Source organism: Spiractinospora alimapuensis, assembly GCF_018437505.1.
Lineage (GTDB): Bacteria > Actinomycetota > Actinomycetes > Streptosporangiales > Streptosporangiaceae > Spiractinospora > Spiractinospora alimapuensis.
This window is the reverse complement of sequence record NZ_CP072467.1, coordinates 5,604,693-5,621,974: the sequence shown is the minus strand read 5'-3', so window position 1 is coordinate 5,621,974 and position 17,282 is coordinate 5,604,693. Positions and strand designations below refer to the sequence as shown.

At 69.9% G+C, this 17,282-nt stretch carries 18 protein-coding genes; 9 read left to right on the top strand and 9 right to left on the bottom strand.

Annotated elements, in window-relative coordinates; translation table 11 throughout:
• Positions 1-58: 58 nt before the first annotated feature.
• From J4H86_RS26065 to J4H86_RS26050, 4 genes are read right to left on the bottom strand one after another with little or no spacing between them, the layout of a single operon-like run.
• Positions 59-1,021 (bottom strand): NAD kinase, encoded by a 963-nt coding sequence (locus J4H86_RS26065; protein WP_236540951.1) that lies wholly within the window; start codon positions 1,019-1,021, stop codon positions 59-61.
• Positions 1,022-1,072: 51 nt separating this feature from the next.
• Entirely contained in the window at positions 1,073-1,873 is an 801-nt protein-coding gene (locus J4H86_RS26060) for a TlyA family RNA methyltransferase (protein WP_236540950.1), read from the bottom strand.
• A gap of 3 nt (positions 1,874-1,876) precedes the next feature.
• The gene (locus J4H86_RS26055; protein WP_236540949.1) at positions 1,877-2,047 is read right to left on the bottom strand and encodes a hypothetical protein; all 171 of its coding nucleotides are present in this window, start codon (positions 2,045-2,047) and stop codon (positions 1,877-1,879) included.
• Positions 2,044-2,814, bottom strand: coding sequence for a hypothetical protein (locus tag J4H86_RS26050; RefSeq protein WP_236540948.1), 771 nt, complete (start codon positions 2,812-2,814; stop codon positions 2,044-2,046). The genes J4H86_RS26055 and J4H86_RS26050 overlap by 4 nt, the downstream gene beginning before the upstream one ends.
• 141 nt (positions 2,815-2,955) lie before the next feature.
• Between J4H86_RS26050 and J4H86_RS26045 the strand changes: the two genes are divergently transcribed.
• On the top strand, positions 2,956-3,297 hold the full coding sequence (locus J4H86_RS26045; RefSeq protein WP_236540947.1) for an SCP2 sterol-binding domain-containing protein: 342 nt from the start codon (positions 2,956-2,958) through the stop codon (positions 3,295-3,297).
• Positions 3,298-3,371: 74 nt separating this feature from the next.
• Entirely contained in the window at positions 3,372-4,367 is a 996-nt protein-coding gene (locus J4H86_RS26040) for an HAD-IIA family hydrolase (protein WP_236540946.1), read from the top strand.
• Positions 4,368-4,444: 77 nt separating this feature from the next.
• Here J4H86_RS26040 and J4H86_RS26035 read toward each other — a convergent pair whose 3' ends face one another.
• Positions 4,445-4,762, bottom strand: a complete 318-nt coding sequence (locus tag J4H86_RS26035; RefSeq protein ID WP_236540945.1) for a MerR family transcriptional regulator — start codon at positions 4,760-4,762, stop codon at positions 4,445-4,447.
• 852 nt (positions 4,763-5,614) lie between these two features.
• Positions 5,615-5,986, bottom strand: coding sequence for a single-stranded DNA-binding protein (locus J4H86_RS26030; RefSeq protein ID WP_236540944.1), 372 nt, complete (start codon positions 5,984-5,986; stop codon positions 5,615-5,617).
• A 173-nt stretch (positions 5,987-6,159) separates the two neighbouring features.
• Between J4H86_RS26030 and J4H86_RS26025 the strand changes: the two genes are divergently transcribed.
• Positions 6,160-7,158, top strand: a complete 999-nt coding sequence (locus tag J4H86_RS26025; protein ID WP_236540943.1) for an MBL fold metallo-hydrolase — start codon at positions 6,160-6,162, stop codon at positions 7,156-7,158.
• A 90-nt stretch (positions 7,159-7,248) separates the two neighbouring features.
• Positions 7,249-8,919, top strand: coding sequence for a DUF885 domain-containing protein (locus J4H86_RS26020; RefSeq protein ID WP_236540942.1), 1,671 nt, complete (start codon positions 7,249-7,251; stop codon positions 8,917-8,919).
• A gap of 134 nt (positions 8,920-9,053) precedes the next feature.
• Here the strand turns inward: J4H86_RS26020 and J4H86_RS26015 are convergent, their stop codons facing one another.
• Positions 9,054-11,351, bottom strand: coding sequence for an ATP-binding cassette domain-containing protein (locus J4H86_RS26015; RefSeq protein WP_236544186.1), 2,298 nt, complete (start codon positions 11,349-11,351; stop codon positions 9,054-9,056).
• Positions 11,352-11,645: 294 nt separating this feature from the next.
• On the opposite strand from J4H86_RS26015, the gene J4H86_RS26010 reads away from it, so the two are divergent.
• Together J4H86_RS26010 and J4H86_RS26005 are read left to right on the top strand one after the other, a co-directional pair.
• Complete coding sequence (locus J4H86_RS26010) at positions 11,646-12,419, top strand: MerR family DNA-binding transcriptional regulator (protein WP_236540941.1); 774 nt, start codon at positions 11,646-11,648, stop codon at positions 12,417-12,419.
• A gap of 4 nt (positions 12,420-12,423) precedes the next feature.
• Positions 12,424-12,897 (top strand): GNAT family N-acetyltransferase, encoded by a 474-nt coding sequence (locus J4H86_RS26005; protein ID WP_236540940.1) that lies wholly within the window; start codon positions 12,424-12,426, stop codon positions 12,895-12,897.
• Here the strand turns inward: J4H86_RS26005 and J4H86_RS26000 are convergent.
• Both J4H86_RS26000 and J4H86_RS25995 read right to left on the bottom strand, forming a co-directional pair.
• A complete protein-coding gene (locus J4H86_RS26000) occupies positions 12,881-14,149 on the bottom strand; it encodes an MFS transporter (protein WP_236540939.1) in 1,269 nt (422 codons plus the stop codon). The two genes, J4H86_RS26005 and J4H86_RS26000, sit on opposite strands and share 17 nt — an antisense overlap.
• A gap of 83 nt (positions 14,150-14,232) precedes the next feature.
• Entirely contained in the window at positions 14,233-14,832 is a 600-nt protein-coding gene (locus J4H86_RS25995) for a TetR/AcrR family transcriptional regulator (RefSeq protein ID WP_236540938.1), read from the bottom strand.
• A gap of 151 nt (positions 14,833-14,983) precedes the next feature.
• Here J4H86_RS25995 and J4H86_RS25990 point away from each other — a divergent pair, with 151 nt between their 5' ends.
• The 3 genes from J4H86_RS25990 to J4H86_RS25980 are packed head-to-tail and all read left to right on the top strand — an operon-like array spanning position 14,984 to position 17,197.
• Positions 14,984-15,754, top strand: a complete 771-nt coding sequence (locus tag J4H86_RS25990; RefSeq protein ID WP_236540937.1) for an alanyl-tRNA editing protein — start codon at positions 14,984-14,986, stop codon at positions 15,752-15,754.
• A gap of 59 nt (positions 15,755-15,813) precedes the next feature.
• Positions 15,814-16,719, top strand: coding sequence for a GNAT family N-acetyltransferase (locus tag J4H86_RS25985; protein ID WP_236540936.1), 906 nt, complete (start codon positions 15,814-15,816; stop codon positions 16,717-16,719).
• Between the two features lie 37 nt (positions 16,720-16,756).
• Positions 16,757-17,197, top strand: a complete 441-nt coding sequence (locus J4H86_RS25980; RefSeq protein ID WP_236540935.1) for an ester cyclase — start codon at positions 16,757-16,759, stop codon at positions 17,195-17,197.
• Positions 17,198-17,282: the final 85 nt, after the last annotated feature.

Genomic DNA, 17,282 nt, shown 5'->3' with positions numbered 1-17,282 from the left:
GACTCTCTCCCGCCCTGCGTTGCCGCGGTCAATTCCTCGACCGGTGGCCGCCCGAGACTCACACGCCGTCGGCGTGCTCGTTGCGCCCGCGCCAACCGGTCACGGGCAGCTCGAACTTCGCCACCAACCGGTCCGTGAACGCCGCCAACTGGAGGCGAGCCAACCGCACCGGCAGGGCACCGCGTGAAACCTCGATTCGTGCCCCGGCCGGCAATTCGACCATACGGCGTCCATCGCACCAGAGCACGCCATTGGTCGTCCCAGGCAGTACCTCCAGCGCGACCGTCCGATTCTCGGATACCACAAGGGGACGGGCGAACAGGGCGTGGGCGCTCAACGGCACCACCAGCAGGGCCTCAACCTCCGGCCACACGATCGGTCCACCCGCCGAGAAGGCGTGCGCCGTCGACCCCGTCGGTGTGGCGCACACCACACCATCACATCCCCACCGGGAGAGGGGACGCCCGTCTACCTCGAGCACCATCTCCAGCATGCGTGGACTCGCGGCCTTCTCCAACGTCGCGTCGTTCAACGCCCACCCACGGATCGGGGGTTGGGCGTCGGCGCGACCACCGTTGTAGACGGCGACGTCCAGCGTCATCCGCTCCTCGACGGCGTAGTCACGGTTCACCACCGCGCGCACCGTCGTCGCCAGGTCCTTGCGTTCGGCCTCGGCGAGGAACCCCACGTGGCCGAGGTTGACGCCCAGCAGGGGGGCGCCCGCCGGTCGGGCCAGCTCGGCCCCGCGCAGCAGGGTTCCGTCCCCGCCGAGCACCAGGATGAGTTCCACCCCTTTGGCGGCGTCGTCCCCCGCCTCCACGACCTCGATCGGATCCAGGGACACTCCGGAGCGGGCGAACTCCGCGTGCTCGTGGTCCAGCATGCACACCCGCATGCCCGCGTCGGTGAGCTTGCGGTGCGCCAACTCCGCGCTTCGCACCGCCTCGGCCCGGCCCGTGTGCACGAGCAGCAGCACCCGTCGCTGCGCAGGGGACGCTTCCGTGCCGCTCGTGGTGCTCACGCCAACTCTCTCCGTCGAACTGAGGCGGTCCGCCCCCAGATTAACCGCGGCTCACTGTGGTCCTTCGGCGACCGCGCGGGACAGGACGTCCTCGAGCAACCCCGCCGCGTCCTGCCGCAGCCAGAGGAAGTATTCAACATTGCCCGACGGTCCAGGCAGGGGGCTTGCCGCGACCCCGGCGACGCCGAGCCCCTCGGCGGCGGCGGCCGCGGCCACCTCACGCACCGCGTCGGCCCTGGTCTCCGCGTCGCGGACGACTCCACCGGACCCCACACGCTCCCGCCCCACCTCGAACTGGGGCTTCACCATGAGCAGAAAGTCCGCCTCGGGAGCGGTCACGCGACGCAGTGCCGGCAGGACCAGACGCAACGAGATGAAGGAGAGATCGGCGACAACGAGGTCGGCCGGCGGGTCCGGCAGGATGTCCGGCGAGAGCTCTCGCACGTTCTGCCGCTCCAGGACCACGACGCGCTCGTCGGTCCGCAGCGACCAGGCGAGCTGCCCGTAGCCGACGTCCACCGCGAGGACGCGTCGCGCCCCACGCCGAAGCAGTACATCGGTGAACCCGCCGGTGGACGCTCCCGCGTCCAGGGCGTCGCGTCCCTCGACCGTGACGTCGAAGGCCGCGAGCGCGCCGAGGAGCTTCTTCGCGCCGCGGGAGACGTAGGTCGGTTCAGACTCCGCCTCCGAGACCGCGACCGACTCATCCCCCGTCACCTGCCGTGCCGCCTTGGTCGCGACGACGCCCCCAACCCGGACCCGGCCGGTGTTGATGAGTTCGTCGGCGTCGCCACGTGAACGCGCGAAACCACGACGGACGAGCTCGACGTCCAGACGTCGCCGCTGGGCCACGTCCTATCTCCCATCCTCCGTGAGCCCCTGAAGGGCGTCGGACAGATCAGCACGGACCTGGTCGAACACGGCGACGTGCTCGTCGACCTCCGTCTCGGCCAGCGCGGAGAGACGTCGTTCCACACCGGCCCGCACCTCCTCGGCCTCGTCCTGACCGGGCTCCGCCGCGCTCATTTGGACTTGCCCGTCTTGCCGGAGGACTTCTTGGCGGTCGACTTGGTGGACCGGGTCCGTCCGGCCGCCTTCGTGGTGGTCTTGGCACCGGACCGCGCTCGTCCGCCGGAGCCGCCGGCCGGGGCGTCGGCGTCGGTCGCGGAGTCGGTGTCCGCCGCGCCGCTGGACTCCTCGGGCGTGCCGGTGTCCGTTTCCGCGTCCGGTACTGACTCACTCGTGGACGTGCTTTGGTCCGGCGCCGGTTCCTCGGCCTTGCCCCGCTCACTGCCAGACATCGCGGGCGACGCGCTCTCGGCGTCCGCGGCCCCCGTGGCGGCGGGCTCGGCCTCCGTCGCCGGTTCTCGCGGCGCGGGAACCCCGGACTCCCCGCTGTCACCGCGCGTGTCCCGCTGCCCGGGCGCGGCCTCGCGGGAGACCGCGGTGGCGACGGAGGAGGGGAACGCGGCCAGTCGACGCTCGAGATCGGCGACGCGGCGCAGCAGGCGATCGTGCTCCTCACGACGCACGTAGCCCGCCTCGCTCAGCACCCGGTCCATCTCGACCGCGACGAGTTCGCCCAGCGCCTCCCGGTTCGCCGCGCTGGTCGCGACGAGCTCCGAGGCCAACGACTGGATCCCCGCCCCGACGCTGCCCCGCGTTGTCTCCTCCGGCGCGGCCTCACGCGGCGCCGCGTCCGCGGTGTAGCGGTCCTCCACCTTGAGCAGAGTCTTCGCCGCGACGACCGCGCGTTGGCGCGTCAGGCGGGTGAGACCGCTCGCGGCGTCCATATACGTGCGCACCACATCGACGACCGACGTCAATTCGTCCCCTCTCCGACCTGTGTCCTCCCGCGACAGAGCGCCGCGGTGCGACCCACCACACCCGGGCGAGGTGATCACGCCGCTCCTGCCCTGGGGCATCATTGGTCCATGGCCAGTATCCCGCAGTGCCGGGCGGCGATCGACCGGATCGGTGAACGACTCAGTGAAATCGACGAAGAGAAGCGGCGCGAACACATCGTCGAACGGTCCGTCACCCTCCGTCTGAGCGATCTCGACGCCGGATTCGACTTCCGGCTCACCCACGGTGGGCTGGTCGACGTCCGAGACAGCACGTCGAACGGGCGCGCCCAGGTCCGTATCACCATCAGCAGCGACGACCTCGTGAAGCTCGCCGACGAACGACTGGGGTTCGCCGCGGCCGTCCTCTCCGGCCGCGCCAAGGTCAAGGCGAGCATCCCCGACATGCTCCGCCTGCGAAAGCTCCTGTGAGCTCAGCGTCTGAGGCGAGGCGCACACCCCAGTACCGGTAGCCGCCCGACGGAGCTCCCCTAAGCTGGGGCTCGATGACTCCGCAGCTCAGTTCCCAAAGCCTCGACACCGCCTACGACACCGCCCTGTTCGACCTGGACGGGGTCGTCTACATCGGGTCCACCGCCGTCGCGGGGGCGGCCGAGGCGATCTCGAAGGCCCGAGTGTCGGGGATGCGGGCCGCGTTCGTCACCAACAACGCCTCCCGGACGCCGGCTGCGGTGGCCGAGCTGCTGACCCGCCGGGGCGTTCCCGCGACCCCCGAGGACGTCGTGACATCGCCCCAGGCGGCGGCGCGACTGATCGCCGACCGGTTCGGACGCGGTGCCGCCGTACTGGTCGTCGGGGACACCGGGCTGCGCGTGGGGCTGCGGGAGTGGGGACTACGCCCGGTGACTCGGCTGACCGATCGGCCCGTCGCCGTCGTGCAGGGCTACTCGCCACGGGTGAGCTACGACGTGATCTCCGAGGCCGCCGCCGCGGTCCACGCCGGAGCGCTCTTCGTGGCCACGAACGCCGATTCCACGGTTCCCGCGTCCGACGGACCGCGACCCGGTAACGGCTCGTTCCTCCGTGTGGTCGCGCACGCGACCGGGCAGGAGCCCGTCGTCGCGGGCAAGCCCGAGCCACCACTGCACGACGAGGCGATCCTGCGCACCGAGGCCCGTCGTCCACTCGTGATCGGTGACCGCCTGGACACCGACATCGAGGGGGCGAACCGTCGCGGCGCCGACAGCCTCCTCGTCCTCACCGGCGTGACGACGCCCGCCGACCTGGTTCTCGCCCCCGAACCATGGCGCCCCACCTACGTTTCCGAGGACCTCTCCGGACTCAACCAGCCGCACCCCGCGCCGGAGCGAACCGACGACGAGGTACGGTGCGGCGGCTGGGTCGTCGACTCCGGTCTGCGGCTGCGCGGGCAGGGCGACCGGATCGACGCGCTGCGCGCCCTCTGCGCGGCCGCGTGGATGTCGACCACCGCCCCGGAACGCTCCTCGGTCACGGCGGCCCTGCGCCCTCTCGACTGGTGATCGGGCACCTCTGACCGGCGCGACAACGGGGCGAAATTTGGATCGTCGGCCCGACGATCTTCTTTGTCGGCGACTTCCTAGGACGACTCGTCGGCGCGCAGCTCCGCGTTGAGGCGGTGGGCCTCCTCCAGTTGGTCCTCCAGGATGATGATCCGGCACGCGGCCTCGATCGGTGTTCCCTCGTCCACGAGGTCACGTGCTCGCGCGGCGATCCTGAGCTGGTAGCGGGAGTAGCGGCGGTGTCCGCCCTCCGATCTCAAGGGCTCGATCAGCTTGGCCTCGCCCAGGGCGCGCAGGAACGCCGGCGTAGCGCCGACCATCTCCGCCGCCGCACCCACGGTGTAGGCGGGGTAGTCCTCATCGTCGAATCGGTCACCGGTTTCGGGGTGGGTCAAGTGCGTGACTTTCTGTTCCTGAACGCACGTCGAGGGCCCCAGCGCCGTATGGCGCTGGGGCCCGAGAGTTCAATGCCACCTACCGGCTGCTGCCGGTCTTGCGCCTCCCGCAACAAAACTGGGGCGGGAGCGCACGGATCGCGGTTGTGTGACCGGGGACCACCTTCTTTCAAACGAGGGCCCTGCGGTACCCGAGCGGAACGTTCATTCGCCCGGGCGATCCTGATGGCATCTGCTCCTCTCGTTCCTCACTTCGTGCACTGCTTCGACTACGGTCCAACCGGCACCCAATGCTGTACAACCCTGTGCCGGTTGAGCCTTACTGCGCTCTACTCTCCTGCTCCGGCCTCCCCCGTCCTGGCGGGACGCCGGTCCTGCGAATACTGCTCAACTGCCGTACTGCTGTCCTACCGGCTCCCGGTGTCCTCAAGCACGTGTACCACCGGCGAGCCGTCCTGCTTCGCTTCCTGCGCGGCATCCCCCGAACGGGCGGGCTGCCGGTCCAACCGACCCCCGACGCTGCACAACCGTGCGCCGGTCGGGCCGTCCTGCTCACCACCGGACGGATCCGATGGTGTAGCCGTGTTGCTCGGTGGCTACGACAAGAAATATAGCAGCACGGAACAGCCATGTCTACTCTGGCCGCTGCAACTTTCCGAGTGCTTCGAGGCAAGGCTTCCTGCCATTCGGAGTACCAGGTAGTTGACCTCCAGATTGCGGGGATCCGTTGAACGCCACGACGCATGCACGCGCCAGCCACTGGAGTGGGCTCAGGTCGTGCGGCCAGGTGCGGGTGCGGCCGTAGGGCGGTGGCGCCGCACCCGCACGGTCTGTGCTCACCGCAAGGGGACGTCAGCTCGGCCGGGAAGCACGTTTGACCGACGCGGTGGAGCCGGCAGCCAGCCAGGACACGCTGCGCGCCTCGACCTCGAAGGTGCTGACCGGGCCGGACTCGGCGCGCCAGAACCGACGGCGGAGGGCGCCCGACACCTCCACCACGTCGCCCAACCGCCACTCCCGCAAGGAGTCGTGGATCGAGGGGTCGAAGGTGACGCAGGTGACCGCGTCGGTCTTGACCCGACCCCGCTGGTCCGCGACGGGGCGGGTCACGGCGACACGCCACCGCGCCAGGGTGTGACCGGAGGACAGCTCACGCAGCGCCGGCTCGGCGGTGATCCTGCCGGCGATGACGACGGAGTTGCGGTGTGTGGTGGGACTCGTCATCTCGTCTCGTGCTCCTCGTCGCTCTGTGGTTGTTCGGGGTACCTCGGCGGTGAGCTGGTGGGGAACGGGGGTCTCCGGCCAGGATCGTCGAAACGGCGCCCGCTCCCAACACCGGACGGCCGCGCTGTGGATAATGTGCGGCGGGAGCTGCCAGACCGGACGGAGCCGAGCCCATGACTGCGAACGACCGACCCAGCACGGACACCACCGAAACGGTGGACCTCGGCGACGAGGTGTACGCGATCGACACGCGGATGGCCGGATGCCCCGGAATCACCTCCAGCTATCTGATCCGCGCGGAGAAGCCGTGCCTGGTGGAAGTCGGGGCGGCCGGGTCGGCGCCACTCCTCCGGGACCGGGTGGCGGCACTGGGCGTCGCTCCGGAGGACCTGGCGACCGTCGCCGTCACGCACATCCACCTCGACCACGCGGGTGGCACCGGCGACATCGCGGCGATGTTTCCCAACGCCACGATCGTGGTGCACGAGAACGGGGCACGACACCTCGCCCAGCCTGAGCGGTTGATCCGCAGCGCCCGCCAGGTCTTCGGCGCGGCGTTCGACACGCTCTTCGGTGACCTCGTCCCAACCGACCCGGCCCGGATCCAGGCCGTCGGCGAACGCGGTTCGATCGACCTGGGCGGGGGCCGGGAGCTCGCCACCCACTTCACGCCGGGGCACGCCAAACACCACATCGGTCTGGTGGACTCCCAGAACGGCGACCTGTACGTGGGCGACGCGCTCGGGATCTACGACGCCCGCACCGGCGAGGTACACCCGGCGACGCCACCACCGGACTTCGACCTGGACGCCGCTCGCGCCACGTTCGACCTCCTCTCCGACATCGCGCCCCGGCGGCTCATGTTCTCCCACTTCGCGGCCTCGCGGGACACGGGGCGGCTGCTGGACCTCGCGCGGGAGGAACTACATCACTGGGTGGAGACCGTGCGTGAGGCCCACTCCGGACCCGGCGACCTCGACCACGCCGTGGCGCTGGTGCGGGAACGCGTGACGTCGCGCTACCAGGAACCCGCCGAGCCCGCCGACGAACGCACCCGCGAGGTGCTGGACATCCTCTCCGGCCCGGAACCCAACACCGCGGGTATCTGGCACTGGCTGGACCGGCTGGCCGCCCAACAGCGAGCGGAGCGGGACGGGGACGTCCGCCAATAATCCGCTCGAGATCCGCTCCTCATCGGCGTAGCCTCCCACCGGAACCGGCCCCAGGGAGGGGTCGGTCGACGACCACCCCGGAGGCCCAGCGTGTCCGACCAGGAACTCGCCGCGATCGCCACTGACTTCTTCGCTGCCCAGCAACGGGCCGAACCGTTCCACGCGACCCTGGGCGGGATCCCGGGCTACGACGCGGAGGTCCCCGATCGCACTGAGGCGGGTGAGGAGCGACTCCTGGCCACCTATCGTGCGCTCCGGCACCGCGTCACGGAACTCGCGGACGCGCCTCTGTCCCCGTCCGACGACATCACCCGCCGCATGGTGGAACGGTCCATCGACACCGAGATCGAGACGCTGCTCTGGCGCTCCCCCGAGTACACCGCGACCACGTTCGAGTTCGGGCCGCAGAGCCAGGTCCTCGAACTCGTGCCGAAGGCCCGCGTCACCGACCGGGAGGGCGCCAACGCGTACCTGGAGCGAACCGCCCAGCTCGGCCGGTTCCTGGACGCGTGCGCCGAGCGACTCCGAGCGGGCCTGCGGCGGGGCCGGACTCCCTACGCCACGGGTATTCGGGCCTCCATCACCCAGATCCACGACTACCTCGCGATGGACCTCGACGCCGACCCTCTCCTGGAACCGATCGACGCCGAGGAGAGCCCGGCGTCACCCGCGCAACGCGAATCCCTGAGCCGAATCCTGAGCGAGGAGGTCCGCCCGGCGATCGCGCGCCTGGCCGAGACACTCGACTCGGAGCTCCTGCCCGCCGCGCGCCCGGACGAACGGTGCGGTCTCGCCCACCTCGACGGTGGAGACCACATCTACGCCGAGGCCGTTCGCCACCACACCACCCTCGACACACCAGCGGAGACCATCCACGAGATCGGTCTGGAGTGTGTCGCCGACCTCGCGGACCAGTACCGCGCCCTGGCCCGCAGCGCCCTGGGCACCACCGACCTGACCGAGATCTTCACGCGACTCCGCGAGGACCCGGACCTTGTGTTCGACCCTCGGGAGGAGGCGGTCACCGCGGCGAGCCGAGCCGTGGAGCGCGCCGAGGCCGCGGCTCCGGCGTGGTTCCGGCACCTGCCGCGACGCCCCTACACGATTCGCGAGTTCTCCGAGATCGAGTCCCGGGGGCACAGCGTCGCGATGTACCAGCCCGGCGGCGCCACGGACGGTCCCGGCGTCTACTGGATCAACACCCACGGGCCGGTCACCCACCGCCACAACGCCGAAGCCGTGGCGTTCCACGAGGTCATCCCCGGCCACCATCTTCAGGTTGCTCTCGCGGAGGAACTCCTCGCCCTCCCGGAGTTCCGCAGGTTCGGCAACGTCACCCCCTACGTGGAGGGGTGGGGGCTCTACGCCGAGGTGTTGGCCGACGAGATGGGGCTGTACACCAGTGACCTGACCAGACTCGGCATGCTGTCGGAGAACTCGGTGCGTGCCTGTCGGGTGGTCGTCGACACGGGACTGCACCACTTCGGATGGTCACGCGCACGCGCCATCCAGTATCTCGTCGACAACAGCCCCGCCACGCTCGAACTCGCGGCGGCGGAGGTCGACCGCTACGTCGCGTGGCCTGGGCAGGCGTTGGCGTACATGATGGGGCGCCGGGAGATCCTCCGCCTGAGGGAGAACGCGCGACAGGTCCGCGGCGCGCGGTTCGACATCGCCGACTTCCACGACGTGGTCCTGGCCGAGGGCGCGGTGCCGTTGCCGATCCTGGCCGAACGCGTCGAGCGCTGGGCGGAGTCCTGACGAAGGCCGACGGAGGCGGTTCCGCCCGGATCGGTCTCCCGGTGCCACCTTCGCGACCACGACGGCGGCCCAGCCCCCGCTGGGCCGCCGCCCACTCCCCCGTGGCCGGAACGGCGCACCGCCGTCCCAGCGACCTATCTGGCCCGCATCTCCTCACGTGGCGCCGACGCCGTGGCGGAGAGCCCCTCGCAGTAGGCCCGTAGGTGCGTGGCGGTGAGAGTGTCCGCCTTCGCCACCAGTTCCGCCGGTGTTCCGGTGAAGACCACCTGCCCGCCGGAGTGTCCCCCGCCGGGCCCGAGGTCGATGATCCAGTCGGCGTGCGCCATCACGGCCGGATGGTGCTCGATGACCACCGCCGTGTTCCCCGAGTCGACGATCCGGTCCATGAGTCCCAACAGCTTGTCCACGTCGGCCAGGTGTAGCCCCGTGGTGGGCTCGTCCAGGACGTAGACGGCGCCCTGTTCGGCCATGTGGATCGCGAGCTTCAGGCGTTGCCGCTCACCACCGGACAACGTGTTGAGGGGCTGGCCGAGGCGCAGGTAGCTGAGCCCGACGTCGTACAGGCGGTCCAGGATCCGACGCGCTCCCCCGGTGGTCAGGAAGTCCCGGGCCTCGGCGACGGGCATCTCCAGGACCTCGCTGATGTTCCGGCCGCGCAGGGTGTAGCCAAGGACCTCCGGGGTGAACCGGCGCCCCTCACAGTCCTCGCAGACCGACGCCACGCCCGCCATCATCGCCAGGTCCGTGTACACGAGGCCGATCCCGCCGCAGGTGGGGCACGCTCCAGCCGAGTTGGCACTGAACAGGGAGGCGGAGACGCCGTTGGCCTTCGCGAACGCGGTGCGGATCGGGGCGAGGAGACCGGTGTAGGTGGCGGGGTTGCTCCGACGTGAGCCACGGATCGCGGACTGGTCGGCGACCACCACCCCGTCCCGCCCGGGAAGCGCTCCGTGGATCAGGGTGCTCTTCCCCGATCCCGCGACTCCGGTCACCACGGTGAGGGCCCCCAGGGGGATGTCGACGTCGACGTCGCGCAGGTTGTGCTGGTTCGCGCCACGGATCTCCAGCCAGCGGGACGGGTGGCGGGTGCTCTCCCGTAGCGCCGTCCGGTGGTCGAGGTAGCGGCCGGTGAGTGTCCCCGACGCGCGCAGTCCCGGCACGTCGCCCGCGTAGCAGATCTGCCCTCCGCTGGTCCCCGCGCCCGGACCCATGTCCACCACATGGTCGGCGATCGCGACGACGTCCGGCTTGTGCTCCACCACCAGCACAGTGTTGCCCTTGTCCCGGAGCCGCAGGAGCAGGTCGTTCATGCGCTGGATGTCGTGGGGGTGCAGACCGACCGTGGGCTCGTCGAAGACGTAGGTGATGTCGGTGAGGCTTGATCCCAGGTGGCGCACCATGCGGACGCGCTGTGCCTCGCCGCCCGAGAGCGTGGAGGAGACCCGGTCCAAACTGAGGTATCCCAACCCGATCTCGACCAGTGAGTCCAGCGTGTCGGTCAGGTTCGCCAGCAGCGGCCCGACGGAGGGCGCGTCGAGGGAGCGCACGAAGTCCAGCAGGTCGCTGACCTGCTCCGAGGAGCACTCCCCGATCGTGCGCCCCTCGACGGTGGCGGTGCGCGCCGCGGCGTTGAGCCGGGTCCCGTCGCAGGCCGGGCAGGTCCCGTAGGTGACCGCGCGGTCCACGAACTCCGCGATCTGCCCCTTCATCGAGTCACGGTCCTTGGCCAGGTAGGTGCGCTGGATCTTGGGGACGAGACCGTCGTAGGTCATCGTGCTGGTTCCCACTCCGGCCCCCTCCGGCACCGGGAGCTTGGTGGTCGGCTTGTACAGGAGGTCGTCCCACTCCTGCGGCGTGAAGTCCCGCAGCGGCTTGTCCGGGTCGTACAACCCCGAGGCGATGTAGATCTGCCAGTACCACGACCCGACGCCGTATCCAGGGACCTTGATGGCGCCCTGGTTCAGGCTGAGGTCGGTGTCGACCGCCTGCGCGACGTCGATGGTGCGGATCTGTCCCAGTCCCTCACAGTCGGGACACATACCCTCCGCGGTGTTGAAGCTGAAGGCGCTGGCGGACCCGACCGACGGGGTGGAGAGGCGACTGAACAGGATCCGCAGCATGGCGGACGCGTCGGTGACGGTACCGACCGTCGACCGGGAGTTGGTGCCCATGGGCTCCTGGTCGACGATGATCGCGGGACTGAGGTTGCGCAGGTCGTCGACGTCGGGACGGCCCATCGCCGGCATGAAGGACTGCAGGAACGCGGTGTAGGTCTCGTTGATGAGGCGACGCGACTCCGCGGCGACCGTGCCGAACACCAGCGACGACTTTCCGGACCCGGAGACCCCCGTGAACACCGTCAGGCGGCGCTTGGGGATGTCCACGTCGACTCCGGTGAGGTTGTTCTCCCTGGCGCCACGGACGTGGATCACGTCGTGTCGGTCCGCGGGGGCGCGGACGTCGCCTGGCGTGGTGTCACTGGTTGGTTCTGCCGATGTCGAGTACTCGGACACACGTCCTCCAGGCATGATCGTCTGACGACGGAATGGTCGGGGATGATTCAATTCTCTCATTGAACGTCCCATTAAGACTTTTTCGTCCGCTGTCACTGGTCGAGCTTCCGTCCGGGGTCAGAAGTCTCAACTAGGACGCGAGGTTGTAGCATCGGGTGCGTGTCAGTGGACCATGCTCACGACGGCGCGGCGCGGGGTCGACGTTTACGGACCGTGGATCTCGCGCGCCGGGCCGGGATCTCCACCCAACAGGTACGCAACTACGTGGCGCTGGGCCTGCTCCCCGCCGTGGAACGCACCCCCACCGGCTACCGCCTGTTCACCGCTCACCACGCCGAGGCCATCACCCTGGTCCGCACCATGTTGGAGGGGCACGGCTGGACACGGACCCCGGGAATCATGCGGGCGGTCCACGCCGGCGACGTCGCCACGGCGCTGTCCCTGCTGGACCAGAGCCACGCGGCGTTGCACGAGGAGCGCCGCGAGATCGCCGAGGTGCTCAGCGCGCTGGACGTCCTCGTGGTCGACCCTGAGCTGGGCCCGGTGCACAGCGGCCGGCCCGCGCGTATCGGCGAGGTCGCGGCGGTGACCGGCGTGCGGACGTCGGCGCTGCGGTTGTGGGAGTACCACGGTCTACTCCGACCGGTCCGCACACCACAGAACCGCTACCGGATGTTCGACGCCAGGGAACAACGTCTGGCGCGCGTGGTCGCCCTGCTGCGGCGCGCCGACTACCCACTACCGATCGTCCGGGCGATCGTCGCGGAGCTGCGCGCCACCGGGAATCCGGAACGCGTCCGGGCGGAACTCGCCAAACGCGAACAGGAACTGGACACCCGAAGCCGCAGTCGCCTGCGCGCCTCCGCGGCGCTGAGTCACTACCTGGAGGGACACAACCCCGCGGTGGACGCCCATGGCGAAGGTCGAACCCACGTCGTCGTGCCCGCACCCGGATGCCCGACGCGCGAGGACGACCAGGAAGAATGACGGGATGGACGTTATCGATGTCAACGGCGACGAGTTCACCGTGCGGCGCGCCACCGCCGAGGACGTGACCTCCTTGGTCGCTCTGCTCCGGGACGACGTGCTCGGAGCGGGACGCGAGAACGCGGACTCCAGCGCCTATGAACGGGCGTTCCAGGCCATCGACCAAGACCCCAACCAGTTCCTCGCTGTCGTCCGCGACGCCTACGGTGCACTGGCCGGAACGATGCAGCTCACCCTGATCCCCGGATTGTCCCGGGGCGGTGCGACCCGCCTGCAGATCGAGGCGGTGCGCCTGGCCAGCACGGCCCGGGGAACAGGCCTGGGATCGCGGCTCTTCGACTGGGCCCACGACTTCGGACGCCGCAACGGCGCCACACTCGCCCAACTGACGACGGACAAGACCCGCGTCGACGCGCGACGGTTCTACGACCGCCTGGGCTACACCGCCACGCACGAGGGCCTCAAACTGGCCCTGTAACCGACCGGCCCGTCGGACCGCGTCCCCGCCATGGCCCGGTCGCGGTCAGCGCACGCGACCCTCCCCTGCGGCGTCTGGGTGTCCGTTGGCGTCGGTGGACACCGGCCCTGGGACGGTACCGACGGCGCGGGGGCGCCGGTCCGGGATGAGCGTGACGAGCGCGAGGACCGCCAGGCCCACACCGATCCACAACGGAGCCCGCAGGCCGGCGACCTCGATGCCGACTCCGCCCACCGTGGACCCGAGCATCACGCCAAGGGTGATCATGGATCCGTGCACGGTGTTGACGAGCGTTCCGGCGTTCCCCACGATGCACCCGATTGACCAGCGCCGGGTTCATGGTGACGCCGACCAATCCGATCCCCATCATCGCGGGGATCGCCAGCCATGGTGTGCCCGCAGCGACCGCGAACACCGTCAGGAACGCCGCGTTCAGGGAGATCCCGGCGGCCAGGACGAGCAGTGGGTTCCCCGACGCGAGACGCGCCACGACGGCGTTGCCCAGCACGGTCGCCCCTCCGTACATCATGAGGAGCCAGGGGACTGAGCTCAGCGGCATGCCGGTCACGTCGTTGAGCACCGGAGTGAAGTAGGAGAACGCCGCGAACGTCGCCGCGATCACCAGCGTGGACGTCGTCAGCGTGCCCCAGAGTCGAACCGACCGGAAGACGCCGAGTTCGCCACGCATCGAGCCGCCGGCGTTCGTCGCCACGCGAGGAACGAGCCGAAGGATGACCAGAGCCACGCTCACCGCGAGCAGGACGATCGCCCCGAACGCCCACCGCCACCCCCACTGCCCGCCGAGCCACGTGGCGAACGGCAACCCGAGCGTCGTGCCTAGCATCAGGCCCTGCATCGTCGTCCCGATCGCGCGCACTCGCTGGCCGACGGGAACCAATGTGCCGGCGAGCGTCACGGCCACGCCGAAGAACGCGCCCGACGAGGCCCCGGTGACGAGACGCGCCAGCACCATCACCCAGTAGTCGGTGGCGACCGCCGCGACCAGATTGCCGAGGATGAACCCCCCGAGCAGTATCAAGAGCGAGGTCCGGCCTGACAGACGGAGCATCGCGCCGGCGATCGGTGGCCCGCCCACGGCCATCGCCAGGGCGAAGACCGCGACCAGGTACCCGATCTCCGACACCGTCGTCTCGAGGCCGACGGCCAGCTGGGGCATTAGTCCGGCGACCGCGAACTCGCTCGTCACCACTGTGAAGACGCCCAACGCGAGGGCATATACCGATCGGGGCACAGGGACTCCAGAGATCGATTTGTATTTTGTGATCCAAAACAAGGGCATGCGAACGGGACCCGCCGTGGGGATGTCTCGTCAAGTCAGGACAGGAGGGCCCCGAGGCCGCTCTCGGCCACGCGCTGGAGCACCTCGGGGTCGGTGCCCGCCTGGGCCGTGACCCGCAAGCCCGCGATGAGGGTCGTCAGCAGGAGCGCACCCTCGCGCGGGTCGACGTCGGCGCGCACCGAGCCGTCACTCTGACCAATCCTGAGGGCGTCGGCGATCGCACCGAGGCGTCGCTCGACATCGTCGTCCAGGATTCGGGCGACGCGTGGGTCCCGCTCCCTCACCTCGGGCGACATCAACGTGTGGACGACCATGCAACCCGCCGCGTGTCCGTCGCGCGCGGCGATCCGCTCCTCGTTGAGCACGAGCTCGACCAGCGCGCGAACGCGGTCCCCCCCGCTACCGTCGACCTCGAGGGCCTCGGCCTGGCGTTGACGGGTGGTCCTCGTGTAACGCTCCAGAGCGCGCACGAACAGCTCCTCCTTGGAGACGAAGGCGTTGTACAGGCTGCTCCGACGCACCCCGGTCGCGACGCAGAGCCGCTCGGTCGACGTATCCGCGAATCCGTGGACTCGGAACTCGTCGGCCGCCGCGTCCAGGACGGCGTCTTCGTCGAACGTTCGTGGTCTCGCCATGTGTCGCAGCCTACCCCATTCTGTATCGGAAAGTACAAAACTATTGGCGGTAGGTACCGCACTCCCACGATGGGATCGGGCGACGCCGCTCACCACGACCCTCCGGCCTCGGTAGGCTTCCGCCACACCGTCACCTGTGAGGGAGCACACCATGGGAGTCCCGGGTCACACCACACGCAACGCACCGGCCGAGCTGGCACGCACCGAGCTGTTCGCCGTGGACGCCTACCTCGCCGACTTCGACGCGACCGTCGTGGCGGCCGACCACGACCAGGGGCGGGTCGCGTTGGCGCGCACGGCCTTCTTTCCCGGGGGCGGTGGGCAACCGCACGACGTCGGAACCCTGCGCTGGGACGGCGGATCGGCCCCCGTCACCAAGGTCAAGCGGGACGGGGAACACCTGTGGCACTGGGTGGACGCTCCCGAGGTGCCCACGGTCGGCACCGAGGTCGCCGGGTCCATCGACTGGCCGCGACGCCACCTGACGATGCGGACCCACACCGCCCTGCACATCCTCTGCGGCGTGCTCTGGAGCGAGTTCCAGCTTCCCGTGACGGGCGGCAACATGGAGCCCGGGAAGGGGCGCCTGGACTTCCCACTGGAGGGAATCACCACCGAGTTCGGCTCGCTCCTCGAACGCCGCATCAACGACGAGATCGAGCGGGCGCGCGAGATCGTCGTGGACTTCGTGGGCCGCGACGACGCCGACAGCGACCCCGCCCTCATCCGCACCGCGGCGAACCTCATCCCGAGGGAGATCGACCCGCTACGAGTGATCGACATCGTTGGGCTGGACAAACAGGCCGACGGCGGAACCCACGTCGTCAGCACGGCCGAGGTGCGACGCGTGGTCGTGACGAAGACCGAGTCCAAGGGCAAGGCCAACAAGCGCGTGCGTCTGGAGGTCACCGACCACGACTGAGGGCCTCGCCCCGGGAAAATCGGTGGACCACCATGTCGGGACTCCACTACGGTCCGTCGATGGCCTACTCCATTCGTTCCTGGACACCGGACGACTGCACGCTCGTCAGCGCCATCGCGACCGTGGTGGCTCCGCACTTCGTCTCCACGCCGGAGGTCATCCGGTGGAGCGTGGAGTCCACCCCGGCGGTGGCACGGCAGACGGCCCTCGTCGCCGCGGACGGAGGCGACGTCCTCGGGTTCGTCCGTGCCCAACACGACTGGGAGTCCGACTCCGACACCCTGGGCGTGATCGACCTCGCCGTCGACCCCGCCCACCGGGCGATGGGCGCCGGCACTCGGCTCCTCGAAGCCGCCGAGGACCATCTGCGCTCCCAGGGTGTGCGCACGGTGGAGCTGTGGGTGGAGGCCGCGTCGGCCGCGTGGGCCGAGGCCCGGGGCTATCGGCGCCAGCGCACCGCGTCCCAGCAGTGGTTGGATCTCCGCGAGGAGTTGCCGCCGGTCCCCGACCGACCCGAGGGTCTGGAGGTCCGCCCGTTCGCACAGGTCGGCGCCGTCTCACGCACCGTCTGGGAACTGGACCTGGAGGCGAGTTCCGACGAGCCGGGATCCGGCACCGCGGGATTCGGCTACGAGGAGTGGCGGGAGCGATGGAAGGATCACCCCGCACTGGACCCCGAGCTGAGTCTGGTCGTGTTCAGCGGCGACGTCCCGGCGGGACACACCACGGCGTTCGTGGACGGCCACCGCTACCGGTCCGGCCTCACCGGCGTACGGCGCGCGTTCCGTGGTCGCGGCTACGCCAAGTACGTCAAGGCCGTGTCGCTGCACGCGGCACGGGACCGTGGCATACGCGAGGCGACCACCGGCAACGACTCCACCAACGATCCCATGCTCGCGGTGAACCGCTGGCTTGGCTACCGGCCGAGAATCACCGAGGTGGAACTGCGCCGCGACCTCGACTGACCCGCTGCCGACAGTGCCCCGGTGATACCGTGTCGACATGTCGAACACAGGTACTAATGCGGAACTCTACCGGCGTTGGTTGGCGGATCTCTGGAACGGTGACCTCGACACCCTGGAGCACATCGCCGCCGAACTCGTCACCCCGGACTTCGTCGGCCACTGGCCCGGACGCCCGGCGTCCGTCCGAGGCCCCGAGGCCCTGGCCGCGACCATCCGCGAGGGGCGACTCCCCTTCGCTCCGTTGACCTTCACACCGGTGGTCGGCCCCGTCATCGACGACACCCTCGTCGCCGCCCGCTGGGCGGGTCGCGGCACCTACGCCGGCGGGGACCACGCGATCCCCGGAGTCACCGCCCCCGCGGGTACCCCCGTGGAGTTCCACGGCCACGACATCCTCCGCGTGCGCGACGGGCGGTTCGTCGAGTACTGGAGCGTCTCCGAGGGAGAACACCTCATGAACCAGCTCTCCGCCCACTGACAAGCCCGCCGCGCGTAGCGGCTCCCGCACGTCCGGGCCCCATCGTCCGGACGTCGCGCGCTGAGTACGCCCCGGGTTCGGCACC

Bases quoted from the DNA above. Each gene is read 5' to 3' on its own strand.
- J4H86_RS26055 (WP_236540949.1), bottom strand. From the start codon at position 2,047: ATGAGCGCGGCGGAGCCCGGTCAGGACGAGGCCGAGGAGGTGCGGGCC.
- J4H86_RS26050 (WP_236540948.1), bottom strand. From the start codon at position 2,814: ATGGACGCCGCGAGCGGTCTCACCCGCCTGACGCGCCAACGCGCGGTC.
- J4H86_RS26045 (WP_236540947.1), top strand. From the start codon at position 2,956: ATGGCCAGTATCCCGCAGTGCCGGGCGGCGATCGACCGGATCGGTGAA.
- J4H86_RS26040 (WP_236540946.1), top strand. From the start codon at position 3,372: ATGACTCCGCAGCTCAGTTCCCAAAGCCTCGACACCGCCTACGACACC.
- J4H86_RS26030 (WP_236540944.1), bottom strand. From the start codon at position 5,986: ATGACGAGTCCCACCACACACCGCAACTCCGTCGTCATCGCCGGCAGG.
- J4H86_RS26025 (WP_236540943.1), top strand. From the start codon at position 6,160: ATGACTGCGAACGACCGACCCAGCACGGACACCACCGAAACGGTGGAC.
- J4H86_RS26005 (WP_236540940.1), top strand. From the start codon at position 12,424: ATGGACGTTATCGATGTCAACGGCGACGAGTTCACCGTGCGGCGCGCC.
- J4H86_RS25995 (WP_236540938.1), bottom strand. From the start codon at position 14,832: ATGGCGAGACCACGAACGTTCGACGAAGACGCCGTCCTGGACGCGGCG.
- J4H86_RS25990 (WP_236540937.1), top strand. From the start codon at position 14,984: ATGGGAGTCCCGGGTCACACCACACGCAACGCACCGGCCGAGCTGGCA.
- J4H86_RS25985 (WP_236540936.1), top strand. From the start codon at position 15,814: ATGGCCTACTCCATTCGTTCCTGGACACCGGACGACTGCACGCTCGTC.
- J4H86_RS25980 (WP_236540935.1), top strand. From the start codon at position 16,757: ATGTCGAACACAGGTACTAATGCGGAACTCTACCGGCGTTGGTTGGCG.